The organism is Bradyrhizobium sp. UBA2491 (assembly GCF_002341725.1).
GTDB lineage: Bacteria > Pseudomonadota > Alphaproteobacteria > Rhizobiales > Xanthobacteraceae > Bradyrhizobium.
This window is the reverse complement of the sequence record NZ_DDOP01000003.1, coordinates 77,165-91,134: the sequence shown is the minus strand read 5'-3', so window position 1 is coordinate 91,134 and position 13,970 is coordinate 77,165. Positions and strand designations below refer to the sequence as shown.

The 13,970-nt window shown below is 64.1% G+C and carries 14 protein-coding genes; 8 read left to right on the top strand and 6 right to left on the bottom strand.

Annotated elements, in window-relative coordinates:
• Positions 1 to 252: 252 nt before the first annotated feature.
• Together B2W55_RS01090 and B2W55_RS01085 are read left to right on the top strand one after the other, a co-directional pair.
• On the top strand, positions 253 to 2,061 hold the full coding sequence (locus tag B2W55_RS01090; protein WP_024584499.1) for an NAD(P)/FAD-dependent oxidoreductase: 1,809 nt from the start codon (positions 253 to 255) through the stop codon (positions 2,059 to 2,061).
• 365 nt (positions 2,062 to 2,426) lie between these two features.
• On the top strand, positions 2,427 to 3,680 hold the full coding sequence (locus B2W55_RS01085) for a YXWGXW repeat-containing protein (protein WP_024584500.1): 1,254 nt from the start codon (positions 2,427 to 2,429) through the stop codon (positions 3,678 to 3,680).
• Between the two features lie 163 nt (positions 3,681 to 3,843).
• Here B2W55_RS01085 and B2W55_RS01080 read toward each other — a convergent pair whose 3' ends face one another.
• From B2W55_RS01080 to bioB, 5 genes are all read right to left on the bottom strand, one after another.
• Positions 3,844 to 4,545, bottom strand: coding sequence for a hypothetical protein (locus B2W55_RS01080; protein ID WP_024584501.1), 702 nt, complete (start codon positions 4,543 to 4,545; stop codon positions 3,844 to 3,846).
• 121 nt (positions 4,546 to 4,666) lie between these two features.
• On the bottom strand, positions 4,667 to 5,929 hold the full coding sequence (locus B2W55_RS01075) for an adenosylmethionine--8-amino-7-oxononanoate transaminase (RefSeq protein ID WP_024584502.1): 1,263 nt from the start codon (positions 5,927 to 5,929) through the stop codon (positions 4,667 to 4,669).
• Positions 5,926 to 6,558, bottom strand: a complete 633-nt coding sequence (gene bioD / locus B2W55_RS01070) for a dethiobiotin synthase (protein ID WP_024584503.1) — start codon at positions 6,556 to 6,558, stop codon at positions 5,926 to 5,928. Before bioD ends, B2W55_RS01075 begins: the two co-directional genes overlap by 4 nt.
• The gene (locus B2W55_RS01065; protein ID WP_024584504.1) at positions 6,555 to 7,709 is read right to left on the bottom strand and encodes an 8-amino-7-oxononanoate synthase; all 1,155 of its coding nucleotides are present in this window, start codon (positions 7,707 to 7,709) and stop codon (positions 6,555 to 6,557) included. The genes bioD and B2W55_RS01065 overlap by 4 nt, the downstream gene beginning before the upstream one ends.
• A gap of 66 nt (positions 7,710 to 7,775) precedes the next feature.
• Complete coding sequence (gene bioB / locus B2W55_RS01060; RefSeq protein WP_024584505.1) at positions 7,776 to 8,771, bottom strand: biotin synthase BioB; 996 nt, start codon at positions 8,769 to 8,771, stop codon at positions 7,776 to 7,778.
• A 123-nt stretch (positions 8,772 to 8,894) separates the two neighbouring features.
• On the opposite strand from bioB, the gene B2W55_RS01055 reads away from it, so the two are divergent.
• Complete coding sequence (locus B2W55_RS01055; protein WP_024584506.1) at positions 8,895 to 9,533, top strand: GntR family transcriptional regulator; 639 nt, start codon at positions 8,895 to 8,897, stop codon at positions 9,531 to 9,533.
• Between the two features lie 108 nt (positions 9,534 to 9,641).
• Here the strand turns inward: B2W55_RS01055 and greA are convergent, their stop codons facing one another.
• Complete coding sequence (gene greA, locus B2W55_RS01050) at positions 9,642 to 10,124, bottom strand: transcription elongation factor GreA (protein WP_024584507.1); 483 nt, start codon at positions 10,122 to 10,124, stop codon at positions 9,642 to 9,644.
• Between the two features lie 255 nt (positions 10,125 to 10,379).
• On the opposite strand from greA, the gene B2W55_RS01045 reads away from it, so the two are divergent.
• The 5 genes from B2W55_RS01045 to B2W55_RS01025 all read left to right on the top strand — a co-directional run bounded on the left by B2W55_RS01045 (position 10,380) and on the right by B2W55_RS01025 (position 13,877).
• Positions 10,380 to 11,852, top strand: coding sequence for a helix-turn-helix transcriptional regulator (locus B2W55_RS01045; protein ID WP_024584508.1), 1,473 nt, complete (start codon positions 10,380 to 10,382; stop codon positions 11,850 to 11,852).
• Positions 11,853 to 11,965: 113 nt separating this feature from the next.
• Positions 11,966 to 12,148: a CsbD family protein gene (locus tag B2W55_RS01040; protein WP_024584509.1), complete on the top strand. Its 183-nt coding sequence runs from the start codon at positions 11,966 to 11,968 to the stop codon at positions 12,146 to 12,148.
• A gap of 31 nt (positions 12,149 to 12,179) precedes the next feature.
• Entirely contained in the window at positions 12,180 to 12,551 is a 372-nt protein-coding gene (locus B2W55_RS01035; protein ID WP_052506872.1) for a CsbD family protein, read from the top strand.
• A 16-nt stretch (positions 12,552 to 12,567) separates the two neighbouring features.
• Positions 12,568 to 13,509 carry a PhnA-like protein gene (locus B2W55_RS01030; protein ID WP_244442327.1) on the top strand — a complete coding sequence of 314 codons (942 nt, stop codon included), beginning with the start codon at positions 12,568 to 12,570 and terminating at the stop codon, positions 13,507 to 13,509.
• 110 nt (positions 13,510 to 13,619) lie between these two features.
• A complete protein-coding gene (locus B2W55_RS01025; protein ID WP_024584512.1) occupies positions 13,620 to 13,877 on the top strand; it encodes a GlsB/YeaQ/YmgE family stress response membrane protein in 258 nt (85 codons plus the stop codon).
• The last annotated feature ends 93 nt before the right edge of the window (positions 13,878 to 13,970 follow it).

Below are 13,970 nucleotides of genomic sequence, written 5' to 3'. Positions count from 1 at the left end.
TGTTGTTGCCCGGAGTGTCACTCGGATCATGCCGCCGATCAAGTTCGTTGCGTGCAACACCTGTTGCACGGCGCAACAGTGGCGCAGCGCATCGCCCGGCATTAACGCGAGGAAATATCGAGCGTTTTCAGGATACGCCAGCGTGGCACGGGGCTTGCTGATCTTGCGGCAGAGGCACACTCGACCTCGCCAACAACACGCCGGCCCCGCGATGAAAACGCGATCGACGCCGGCCTATGGGAGAATGAAACCATGCTCACGAAGGCCCCGGACGGAAAAGTTACCGCACTGCTCGACGAGCTCAACGCCGCGTTGTCGTCGGGCGACATCGAACGCGCACTCGCGCTGTTTCAGAGCGATTGTTACTGGCGCGATCTGGTCACCTTCACCTGGAACATCAAGACCATGGAAGGCAAGGACGATATCCACGACATGCTGAAGGCGCGGCTTGCCGACACCAAGCCGTCGGGATGGCGCATCGCCGACGGCGATACGGCAAGCGAGGCCGACGGCATTATCGAGAGCTGGATCCAGTTCGAGACCGACGTCGCGCGCGGCTACGGCCATTTGCGCATGAAGGATGGCCGCATCTGGACGCTGCTCACGACCATGGCCGAGCTCAAGGGCCATGAAGAGAAATCCGGCTTCACCCGGCCGCTTGGCGCCAAGCACGGCCACGGCAAGGATCGCAAGAGCTGGCGCGAGGAACGCGAGCAGGAACTCGCCGAGCTCGGTCACACGATGCAGCCCCAGGTGCTGATCATCGGCGGCGGACAGGGCGGCATCGCACTCGGTGCGCGGCTTCGGCAACTGAACGTGCCGACCATCATCATCGAGAAGAATGAGCGCGCCGGCGACTCCTGGCGCAAGCGTTACAAGTCGCTCTGCCTGCACGATCCGGTCTGGTACGATCACCTGCCCTACATCGACTTCCCGAAGAACTGGCCGGTGTTCGCGCCAAAGGACAAGATCGGCGACTGGCTCGAGATGTACACCAAGGTCATGGAGCTCAACTACTGGAGCTCGACCACCGCCAAATCCGCCAGCTATGACGAGGCGAAGAAGGAATGGACCGTCGTGGTCGAGCGTGACGGCAAGCAAATCACGCTGAAGCCGAAGCAGCTCGTGCTGGCCACCGGCATGTCGGGCAAGGCGAACTGGCCCACATACAAGGGACAGGACATCTTCAAGGGCGAGCAGCAGCATTCCTCGACCCATCCGGGTCCGGAGAAATATCGTGGCAAGAAAGTGGTGGTGATCGGCTCCAACAACTCCGCTCACGACATTTGCGCGGCGCTGTGGGAGGGCGGTGCCGACGTCACCATGGTGCAGCGTTCATCCACGCATATCGTGAAGTCCGACACGCTGATGGATATCGGGCTTGGCGCGCTCTATTCGGAGCAGGCGGTCGCGAACGGGATGACGACACGCAAGGCCGATCTAATCTTCGCCTCGCTGCCCTACAGGATCATGCATCAGTTCCAGATTCCGCTCTATGAGCAGATGCGCGAACGCGACAAGGATTTCTATGCCGCGCTGGAGAAGGTCGGCTTCATGCATGATTGGGGCGACGACGGCTCCGGCCTGTTCATGAAGTATCTGCGCCGCGGCTCGGGCTACTACATCGATGTCGGCGCCTGCGATCTCGTCATCGACGGCTCGATCAAGCTCAAGAGCGGCAAGGGCGCGGCGGTGCAGGAACTGACCGAGACCGGCGTCAAATTCGTCGACGGCACCGAACTCCCCGCCGATCTCGTCGTCTATGCCACCGGCTACGGCTCGATGAACGGCTGGGCCGCCGATCTGATCTCGAAGGATGTCGCGGAGAAGGTCGGCAAGGTCTGGGGTCTTGGATCCAACACGACCAAGGACCCCGGCCCGTGGGAGGGCGAGCAGCGCAACATGTGGAAGCCGACCCAGCAGAATGCATTGTGGTTCCACGGCGGCAATCTGCACCAGTCGCGGCATTACTCCCAGTATCTGGCGCTGCAACTGAAGGCGCGAATGGAAGGCATCCCGACGCCGGTCTACGGCCTTGAGAAGGCGCATCACGTCAGCTGATCGGCAGAGAGAGATCGATACGCAGGGCGGATCACTGAGCAATCCGCCCTGCTGTGAGTCTTGCGCTGATTGAAATCCGTCGATCACAACTCCGCGGCCTTCGCCGATCGCTACAGCGGAGAAAAGCTGCGGGCGCGCCGTGCGAAACAGCTACGTCGCGCTCTCATGTTTCACGCAATGCTCGAACATTCGTTCGCGCGATCGCGTTCCATCCTGACACCGAGCTGAATTGCATGAACCGCTGCGAACAATCTCTGCGTCGCGCGATGTCGTGATCGCGTATCGGTGGACAAATTCACAACGGGTTCATGTCGGCGCGCCTATTCGACTCCACGAGCTGGGGGAAGAAGATTGGAGTAAGTGCCATGCGCCGCATCGCCGGACTGCCTTTCGCCTTAGCTCTCAGCCTCTGCTGTCTCTCGCCGCCTCACGCTGCCCGCGCGCAGATCGCCATCGGCATCGGCATCAGCGTCGATGTGGCCCCGCCGCCATTGCCCGTCTACGATCAACCGCCGATCCCCGGCGACGGCTACATCTGGACTCCGGGTTATTGGGCATGGAGCGACGACATCGGTTACTACTGGGTGCCCGGCACGTGGGTGCTGCCGCCCGCTCCTGAATTGCTATGGACGCCCGGTTACTGGGGCTGGAACGATGGCGTCTACGCCTTCCACGCCGGATACTGGGGAGCAACCGTCGGCTTCTACGGCGGCATCTCCTATGGCTTCGGCTACACCGGCCTCGGCTATGACGGCGGCTACTGGCGCGGCGGCAGCTTCTTCTACAACCGCACCGTCAACAACATCACCAATGTCTCGGTCACCAACGTCTACAACAAGACCGTCATCAACAACACGACCAACATCAGCTACAATGGCGGCACTGGCGGCACCACCGTGAGGCCAACGCCGCAGCAGCTCGCGGCGATGAGTGAGCATCACGTGGCGCCGACCAGCGAGCAGACGCGGCACGCGGAAGCAGCGATGAAGGACCCTGCGCTGGCGCTCGCCAACAACCATGGTCATCCGGCAGTCGCCGCGACCGCGCACGCCGCACGGTTCAGCGGCGCCGGCGTGATCGCCGCGCATCCGGGCAAGCCGATCGCGGCGCCGCCACCGCGACATGCGCAACCCACGACGGCAAACACCGTGCCTCCCGGACACGCTTTGCCGTCGGGCAACGCCTTGCCGGCGGTGCACGCTCCACCGGCAGAGCACGCTCCGACGACGGGCAACACTCCGCCAGCGGGACACGCGCTCCCGACAGGAAACGCGCTGCCGGCGGTGCACGCTCCGCCGACAGAACATGCTCAAACGACGACGCACACGCTACCGACGGGCCACACATCGCCCGGCGCTGGCAACCATCCCGCACCGGCACCGCATGTCGCGGCTCCGGCCGCGCATGCGCCAAGACCGCAATTCGCACAGCACTCTCCGCCTGCGCCGCGCGCGGTCGCGCATCCGCCGGTACCGCACGTCGCGCGTCCGGCTGTGCACCGTCCTCCACCGCCGCCCCGGCGCCCGCCGCCGCATGTGTCACGGCCGGCACCGCGGCCGCACCCTGCGCCACGGCCGCATCCCGCACCCAGGCCGCGCCCGGCGCCGCACAGGCACTGACCCTTCGGCTCATCGGCGTGCCTGCAAGGCACGCCGATGTCGGACGCGAGCCCAAGTGGCGGGCCGCGACATAATCATGAGATTCCGAGCGGGCCTTCAGACGTTGACGCCGCGTCGTTCGCCAGTCATCCCCCGGGGCACGGCTGTCCGGATCGGCCGCGGCTCATGCCGGCGTGGCGACGCCGGCATGAGAGATCCGGGTCAGTATCGGGATCCTGTACTCGCTCGATTTTTCTGAGACCCAGAGCAGCTTGCGGACCGAATTGATGTTCAGGAAGAACTCGCCGTAGGGCCAACCTTCCCTCTCCTGGAGCACGACCTTCATCCGTGCGGTGAAGCGACCTTCCTCGGGAACGATAACTCCCCGCAACATCAGCAGCTCGCCGATCACGGCGGCCCGATCGGGCAAGGCGGGATGCGCATGCGGCTCGTAACCGAAGCATTGTTCGAGCCTGCGAAGTAGCCGGGTCGTTGGATCGCCTCGCGAGAGCAGCGCCAACTCCCGGGTCGGATGGCCGCGAGGAATGGTCCATTCCTGACGCTCCTTGAGGACCGGGCCGCCAAACTTCGGCTCCCAGACCTCGACGGCATCCGTGTTACTGCCATCGGACAGAACGAGCACGAGACCAAACCCCGCCTGGTCGCCGTCGGAACCGGCCCTGGCGTCGATCCAGAGCTGCTGCTCCCATCGCCATTCGACGATATCGAATACGTACGCCTGAGAATCCGGGACGAAGCCTTCGGGGTCACCCGCCGGATCGGCTCCACCGACCCAATGCACCCCTTTGGGCAATCCACCGTAAAGTCCCTCCAAGGTCGGACCATGCTTCTGGGTCTTGGGCTTGAACCAGTCGAACAATCCCATTCGAGGTCTCCGGAGACTGTGCCAATCGGTAATGTCTCCGGTCAGAGCACACCCAAGCCTCGCGCGCAAGTTGTATCAACGCTGCGAAACGCCCGTCACCCGCAGGCCGGTCGGATTGACGTCACGCCAAGTTATCCGCTGCATCGCTGATCCCCGCATAGATTTCCTGAAGATCCGCCTCGGTGACGCAGTAAGGCGGCATGACGTAGATCGTGTTGCCGAGCGGACGCAGCAGCAGGTTTCGGCGTTCGAAGAAGGCCAGGAGCCTGGGGCCGATGCCGGCGAGATAGCCGGCATCGCTGGCCTTCAGGTCGAGTGCGGTGATGGTCCCGGTGCGGCGAACGTTTTCGAAACGTGCATCGGCGCGGAATGGCCCGATCAGATGCTCCTGCATCGCGGCGACCGACGCAACACGCTCGCCGGCGCCGTGCTGCCAGAGCTCGAGATTCGCGAGCGCCGCGGCGCAAGCGACCGGGTTTGCCGTGTAGGAGCTGGAATGGAAGAACATCCGCGAACGGTCGCTGGAGTAATGCGCGTCGTAGATCTCGGCACGGCACAGCGTCACCGCGAGCGGCAATGATCCGCCGGTCAGTCCCTTGGAGTAGCAGGCTATATCCGGCCTGACATCGGCCTGCTCGCATGCGAACAAGGTGCCGGTTCGGCCCCAGCCGGTCATCACCTCATCGGCGATGAACAGCACATTCGAGGCCTCGCAGATGCGCTTCATCTCCTTGAGCACCCAGGCGGGATACATCAGCATGCCGCCGGCGCCCAGGATCAGCGGTTCGACGATGAAGGCTGCCGCGGCTTCGTCCTTGCACGCGGCTTCGAGCGCATCGAGCGTCGCCTGCTCATGACCGGCCGCAGGAAACGGGATCGACGCGACGTCGAACAGCAGCGGCTCATAGGCCCTGTTGAACACCCCGCGCGCACCGACCGACATCGTCCCGACCGTGTCGCCGTGGTAGGAGTGTTGCATCACGATGATCCGCGTGCGCGGCACGCCGATATTGTGCCAATAGCCGAGCGCCATTTTCAGCGCCACTTCGACGCTGGTCGAGCCAGAGTCGGAGAAGAACACGTGGTCTAGTCCTTCAGGCGTCAGCTTCAGCAATTGCGCGGCCACCTGCTCGGCCGGGTCGTGGGTATAGCCGGCGAAGATGATCTGGTTGAGCTGCTCGGCCTGCTGCTGGATCGCGCGCACGATATGCGGATGGCAATGGCCATGGGTCACCACCCACCAGGACGCGATCGCATCGATGATGCGGCGATCATCGGCGGTGTAGAGATAGGCGCCCTCGCCGCGCACGATCTTCGTCATCGCGCCGTGCAGCGCGTGCTGGGTGAACGGGTGCCAGATCGGCGACGTCGGCGAGCGCATCATGGGTTGAAATCTTCGCGCCAGAATGCATCGCTGAATGCCGCTTGCAGCGTGTCCGCCGTGAGCGGCGACAGCAGCGGCAGCCGGCCGAGCCGGCGCACCTGCCCGAACGCGCAGATCGCGCGCTCGCTTTCGGGATTGCTGTCGCCAATGAACGCAATGCCGAGGATATCGATCCGGCGCTTGCGCAGCGCCTCGACCGACAACAGCGAGTGATTGATGGTGCCGAGCGCGGTGCGGGCACAGAGCACGACCGGAAGCCGCCATCGCTCGAACATGTCGATGTAGAGCGTGTCGTCGTTCAGCGGCACCATCAGCCCGCCGGCGCCTTCGATCACCAGCCGCCGGTCTCCCGATGTCGGCACGTCGAGCGCGACGGGATCGATGAGCACCCCGTCGATCGCGGCGGACTGATGCGGCGATGCCGGCGTTCGAAGCCGGTAGCGTTCCGGCACGATGCGATCGGCCGGGATGCCGCCAAGCCGGGCAACCAATTGCGCATCGGTTTCCTCGTCGAGGCCAGACTGGACCGGCTTCCAGTAACTCGCGTCGAGGAAGCCGGCGAGGCCTGCGGAGAAGATGGTCTTGCCAATTCCGGTGTCGGTGCCGGTCACCACGATCGCGTTGCTCATTGCGGCCATCCATTGGTCTCCACGACGAGCGCGTCGAGCAGCGCGCGCACATCGTCCTCGTCGACATTGAGGGTCAGCGCAATCCGCAACCGCGCGGTGCCTGTCGGCACGGTTGGCGGCCGGATGCCCCTGATATCGAAGCCGCGCGCCTGTAGCGCGGAGGCGAGCTGCATCGCGCGTGCATTGTCGCCGACGATATAGGGCACGATCTGCGAGCGCGACGGGCTGCGCCAGCCGCGCGCTTCGAGCTCGTGATGGGTGAATGCAACAAGGCTAGCCAGGCGCTGTTGACGCTCGGGCTCCTCTCGCAGGATCAGCAGCGCCTCGCGCACGGCCACGGCGGTCAGCGGCGACGGCGCGGTGGCGAAGATGAACGGGCGGCAGCGATTGACCATGAAATCGCGCAGCACGGTCGGGGCCGTGACCAGCGCGCCCGCTGCGCCCAGCGCCTTGCCGCAGGTGTGGACGATCACGCGGTTCTCGCGGCCCTCATAGGGAGCCGTGAGCCCGCGCCCCTGCTCGCCATAGACGCCGGTGCCGTGCGCCTCATCGACCATCAGGAAGGCATCGTGCCGGTCGGCGATGGCGATGAGGTCGTCGAGCGGCGCGATGTCGCCATCCATGCTGTAGACGCTCTCGACCACGATCCAGACCCGGCCCGTTCCACCCTCGGCGCGCCAGCCGCGAATGGTGTCCTCGACCGACTGCGGATCATTGTGGCCGCTGAAGCGGAATTCGGCCCGGCCGGCCCGCGCGCCCTCGTGGATGCTCGCATGCACCAAGGCGTCGAGCACGAGCAGGTCGCCACGCTGCGGCAACGTCGTCAGCACCGCGAAATTGGCGACATAGCCGCCACCGAAGAACAGCGCGGTCTCGGCGCGGAAGAACGCGGCGGCTTCAGTCTCCAGCCTCTCGTGCTCCTCGCAATTGCCGCGCAGCAGCCGCGAGCCGCCGGCGCCGACCGGCGTGCCGGCCTCGAGCGCGGCCGCAACGGCCTGCTTGATGCGCGGCGCGGTCGCCAGCGCCAGATAATCGTTCGAGACGAAATCGATGCCCGCGCGCGGCTTGAGACCGCGCAGCCGATCGTCCTTGCTCAGGGCGTGCAAGGCCGCGGCGTAATCAGCGGCGTTGGCCGCATGGATTGCGCTCATGCTTCACTCACAGATTTGCAGTTGGTCGCGCGGCGAATGACGCCGCGCGCGTGCTGGAGGTTGCGATCAGGCGAGGCGGGAGGTGATGCCGAGCCGGTCCAGCAGATCGGCGTCGCGATCGCGCTGCGGGTTCTTGGTGGTCAGCAGCACGTCGCCGATGAAGATCGAGTTCGCGCCGGCCAGGAAGCACATCGCCTGCAACTCGTCGGTCATGTACTGCCGTCCGGCCGACAGCCGCACCACGCTTTGCGGCATCATGATCCGCGCTGTCGCGACCAGCCGCACCAGTGCGATCGGATCGGGACGCTCGGCGGTGTCGTTGACCGGCACGCCCTTGACCTCGTTCCACAGATTGATCGGCACGCTTTCAGGATGGCTGGGGAGATTGGCGAGCAGCATCAGCATGCCGAGCCGGTCCTCGACCTGTTCACCCATGCCGATGATGCCGCCGCAGCAGACCTTGATGCCGGCGTCACGCACATGCGCGAGCGTATCGATGCGATCCTGCAAGGTACGGGTGGTGATGATCTTGTCGTAGAATTCGGGCGAGGTATCGACATTGTGGTTGTAGAAATCGAGCCCGGCCCCGGAGAGGCGCTCGGCTTGCGTTGGCGTCAGCATGCCGAGCGTGACGCAGGTCTCCATGCCGAGGCCCTTCACCGCGCTGACCATGTCGCAGACCTGATCGAGATCGCGGTCCTTGGGACTGCGCCAGGCTGCGGCCATGCAGAAGCGGGTGGCGCCGGCATCCTTGGCGCGCTGCGCGACCGCGACCACCTCGTCCCGCGGCATCAGGCGGGTGGCTTTCAGGCCGGTATCGTAATGCGCGCTCTGGGAGCAGTAGCCGCAGTCTTCCGGGCAACCGCCGGTCTTGATGCTGAGCAGGCTCGCGGTCTCGACGTGGTTCGGATTGAAGTTGGCGCGATGGATGCCCTGCGCCTGGAACATCAGGTCCGCGAACGGCAGATTGTAGAGCGCCTCGGCCTCGGCGCGCTGCCAGGTCTTGCACGGCACCGCGCCGGCGCGGCTTTCGGTGCGTTCGATCTCAACGACATCAACCATCGGGCTTGCTTTCTCACTTGCTATGGATCATAGATAATCTGATATATTATCTATGATTTTGGACTTAGAACGATGCTAGCTGACGCTGCGCGCGAGCGCATCCGTTTTTGCGATAGATAATCTATGATGAATGAAGGTGAGAATACGACGACCGCCGGACGCATCGCCGAGGCAATCGGCGAACGCATCATCAGCGGTGCGTTGCCGCCGGACGCCCCGCTCCGGCAGGATCATGTCGCGCGCGAATTCCATTCCAGCCACGTCCCGGTGCGCGAGGCCTTCAGGCAATTGGAGGCGCAGCATCTCGTCGTCGCCGTACCGCGCCGTGGCGTTCGGGTTGCGCCGCTCGACACCAAATCGGTGAAGGAGATCGCCGAGATGCGCGCCGCGCTGGAGGTGGTCGCGCTGCGCAACGCGGCGCCGAAATTCACGTCGGCCCAGCTGGCGCGGATCGAGGTCGCGCTGGTCGAAGGCGACAATGCCGAGACGGTCGAGGAATTCGAGATGGCCAATCGCGCCTTTCATCACGCGTTGGTGGCGCCGTGCGCGATGCCGCGCCTGCTCGCCAGCCTCGATGGGTTGCAGCTGGCGAATTCGCGCCTGGTGTTCGCGATGGCCCGCAACGCCGGCTGGCGGCCGCGGCCCAGCCAGGATCATCGCGTGATCTTGCAGGCGCTGCGCGCTCGCAACATCGAGCAAGCCTGCGGCCTTCTGGCGCGGCATATCCAGACTATCGAGCGCCTTGCCCTGCCGGCGGCGTGATCGGAAGACACGCTAGAGCATGATCCGGAACCATGCGAAGCGGTTTGCCGAAAAGATCACGCGCGAACAAGAGGCTGAAGCGAGATGACGATTTGACCTCATCTCGCGTTAGGCGATCGCCACGATCTCCAGCTCCTGATCGCCTGCCCCGACGACGTCGCCCTGGGCCTTCCCCATCAGCGCACGCGCCACCGGCGAGACGAACGAAATCGAGCCCGCCTTGGGATCAGCCTCGTCCTCACCGACGATGCGATAGGTCTGCACCCGGCCATCGGCGCGGCTGAACGTCACAGTGCTCCCGAAGGCAACGATTTCGGTCGAGGCAGGATCAGGCATCACCTGTGCCGTGCGCAGCCGTTCGGCAAAGTAACGTGCATCGCGCAACGGTGCAGCCGACTGGCGCCGCCGCTCGTTGACGTCCTCGACCAGCTGCGCGGCCTCATAGGCCGCGCGCGCCTCCCCGAGCTGCTGCTCCAGCGCCTTGCGCCCGGCTTCCGTCACCAGATTGGGATGTGACGAGATCGGACGGTCCGGCAATTGCGTCTCGGACGCGGTCTCGGCACTGTCTTCCTTGGTGAACGCAACGCTCAATCTCGAACTCCCTTTGGTCGAATTTGGAATCGGCTCGGGGCCTGAGGTCTCCAGCTCCTTGTATCAAACTAGCTCCGCCAGGGCGGCCAAGAAAGGGCACCAGCGCGGCAACAGCGGCCCCCGAATGGTGCCGGACTGGAACTTTCAGAGGCCTGAGCCGTTCATCATCGGATCGATGTGACGACGCAAGGAGGCGGCCGGACAGCCGCCTTTTTGATTGCCGCAACGGCGGTTCGCGGCGTCGGAGCCATGCCCTTGACCAATACGATTGATCGCTCGCAGCTTCAGAAGATCATTGCCGGCTTGAGCGAAGGCGTAATCATCATCGAGTCTGACCAGAGCATCACCTGGGCCAACGAATCCGCACTGCTGATGCATGGAGTCGAAACGCTGGACCAGCTCGGCACGACGGTCGACGAGTATCGCAACAACTTCGTGCTGCGCTACCGGAACAATCATCTGCTGACTGAAAATCAGTATCCTGCCGAGCGAGTGATCGCCGGCGAGGCCTTCGTGGATGTCGTGGTCGTGGTTGCGCCGCGCGACCACGACGGACAGAACGGCGAGAAGCCGGAATGGGTGCACCAGATCCGCAGTCTGGTCATCACCGATACCAAAGGCGATCCCGACTGCCTGGTGCTGGTGATCGCCGATGTCACCGAGCGTTTTGCCGCCGAGGCCCGCTTCGAACGCACCTTCAACGCCAACCCGGCACCTGCCTTCATCTGCCGGCAGTCCGACCAGCTCCTCGTCAAGGTCAACCAAGGCTTCCTCGATATGATGGGCTACGCCCGGGATGACGTTTTTGGTCGCTCGATCGACGACATGGACCTGCTTGCAGAGGCGAAAGATCCGGAAACGACCCGCGAACGCGTTGCCGAGGGGAAGACAATTCCGCAGACGGAGACCGTGCTGCCGCTGCCTGCCGGCGGACGCAAACTCGTCATCATGGCGGGGCAGCCGATCGAGGTCGGCGAGGAGGCCTGCATGCTGTTCACGTTTGCGGATCTCGATGCGCGCGAGAAAGCGGAATCCGCATTGCGCCAGAGCGAGCAACGCTTTGCCAAGGCGTTCCAGCTTTCACCGGTACCGACCGCGCTGATGAAGGTAGACGGTCAGGCTTTCGTCAACATCAACGACGCGTTTGCCGGACAGTTCGGTTACGCCGAGGCCGAGCTGATCGGTCGCAGTCCCAGGGACATGAAGCTGTGGGCGCAGCCGGAGAGCCGGCACCGGTTCGAGGCCGGCATCGTCGAGTCCGGCCACGTCCACAAGCTCGAAGCTTGCTTGACGTGCAAGAACGGCAACGACCTCGACTGCATCGTTTCCGCCGAAACCGTCACCATCGCCGACCAGCTGTGCGTCCTGACCACATTCCTCGATATCACCGACCGCAAGCGTACGGAGCGCGAACTGGTGCAAGCGATCGACGCCGTCATGACTGATGCATCCTGGTTGAGCAAGGGCATTATGGAGAAACTCGCTGCGCTCCGCCGGCCAAGCAACACCCCGATCGAAATCCCCGCGGCCAAGCTGACTGCACGCGAAAGCGAAGTGCTCGGCTTGATCTGTCACGGCGTGAGCGACGCAGCGATCAGCAAGCGCCTTTCGCTATCGTCCAACACGGTACGCAACCATGTGTCGGCGCTATACCGGAAACTCGGCGTTCATCGCCGCAGCGAAGCGGTGATCTGGGGCCGCGAGCACGGCTACATCTCAAAAAAGTAGCTCAACTAGTACAATTTCATCAACGAACTAGTGCAACCCGTTCATTGCGGCAGGACGGGCATTCCCTACGTTTCCCGGGCGCAAAACGCGCGGCCACAACTCAGGAGTTTCGGATGGACAAGGATCGGATCAAAGGCACCGCCGAACAGGTCAAGGGCTCGATCAAGGAAGCCGTCGGCAAAGTCACTGGCAACGACAGACTCGAGATCGAGGGCAAGGCAGAGCAGATCGCCGGCAAGGCCCAGGCTGGAATCGGCAAGGCAAAGGACGCCGCGCGCGACGCCTTGAAGAAATAAGCACACCACCACGCAAGCATTGCATGGCTCGATGCCGGAAATCCCGGCATCGACCGGCGTCGAGGAGGAAGAGACGATGGATTCGGATCGTATCAAGGGAGCCGCCAAGGACCTTGGCGGCAGGATCGAGGAAACGTTCGGCCATGTTACCGGCAACCAGCAGACCCGAGCCGAAGGCGTAGCCCGGCAGATCGAAGGCAAGGGACAAAATCTCTACGGCCAGGCGAAGGATGGCATGCGCGACGCTGGCGATCTTGCCGGCAAGGCCTACGACGAGGGAAGTCATTATGTGAAACAGACCGCGCAGAGCGCTGGCGATACCGTCGGACGCTATCCGCTCTCCTCTCTCGTGCTGGCAGGAGCTGTCGGCTTTGTCGCCGGCATGCTGTTTCGCCGCGGCTAATCGGGAGCAAAGCGACATGATGTATGATGCCAACGCGGCACAATCCGCCGCGGATCCGGTTGCGCCGACACGAAGGACTTCAGGTCCGAGTTCGAACGTGTCCTTTTCAGGCGTGTCTCGTTCAGGCGTGTCTTGGGGTGCGGTCTTCGCCGGCTCCGTCACCGCCCTGGTGACGCAAATCGCCTTGTCGACGCTGGGCCTTGGGCTCGGCTTCGCGAGCATCGATCCGGCATCGACCGGCTCGCCGAGTGCCGGCACGCTGTCGCTCGCCGCGGCGATCTGGTGGATCGGGGCCGGGCTGCTCGCCTCGTTGGCGGGAGGCTACGTCGCCGGCCGTTTGTGCGGCTGGGCGTTCGCGTCGAAAGGCGGGTACCACGGCTTGGTCTCGTGGGCCGCAGCAACCCTTGTCATGCTTTTTCTGCTTGGCTCGGCCGTGGGCGGAGTGGTCGGCGGCGCCTTTGGCGCGATGGGCGGCATTCTCGGCGGCGCGGGACGTGTCGTTGATAGCGCGGTCCACGCCGCCGTTCCCGTGCTCGCCGGGTCCGACAACCCGATGTCCGACATCGAGCGCCAGATCAAGTCGTCGGGCGCCAACCAGGACCCGGCACAACTTCGCGACAGCGCTCTCAACGCGATCCGCGCGGCGTTGACCGGGGATCCCGCGCAGCAGCAGCAAGCGACCGATCAGGCGGCTCAGGCTCTGGCGCAGATGGAGGGCATCCCGGTCGACCAGGCCAAAACCAAGGTGCAGGACTATCAGCGGCAGTACACGCAAGCCGTTGCCGACGCCAAGCTGAAGGCAACCCAATTTGCCGACGCGGCAGCCAAGGCAACGTCTCGCGTCGCGCTGATCGCGTTCTTCGCACTGCTTCTCAGCGCCGTTGCAAGTGCCGCAGGCGGCCGCTTCGGCGCCGTGAAGACACGCGATGAGGAGCACGATCGAACAATTATTCGCTGAACATCGACATCGCGGGCAGGTCGCCTCGGCCTGCTCGCATCCGGGCGCAATGCCTACGGAGATTCAGCGGTGAGCAACAGACGTCACCGCGCATCAGGAAGGAAATGAAGATGGGTATCATCTGGACGATCATCATCGGCTTTGTTGCCGGCGTCATAGCGAAATTCATCATGCCAGGCCCGAACGAGCCCAGCGGCTTCATCATGACCACAGTGCTCGGTATCGTCGGGGCGGTTGTCGCCAACTTTCTCGGGCAGGCGCTCGGTTGGTACGGGCCCGGTCAGGGCGCGGGACTTGTTGGAGCCGTGGTCGGCGCGATCATCATCCTGTTCGTGTGGGGGGCGATCTCGAACCGGCGCGCCTATTGAGGCCGAAGCGTCACCGGGCACGCGTTGAGATCGAGCGCTGTCTCCCCGACGAATACAGCGCTCGTCTCCATTGAATCCTGCGGCGTCGCAGTC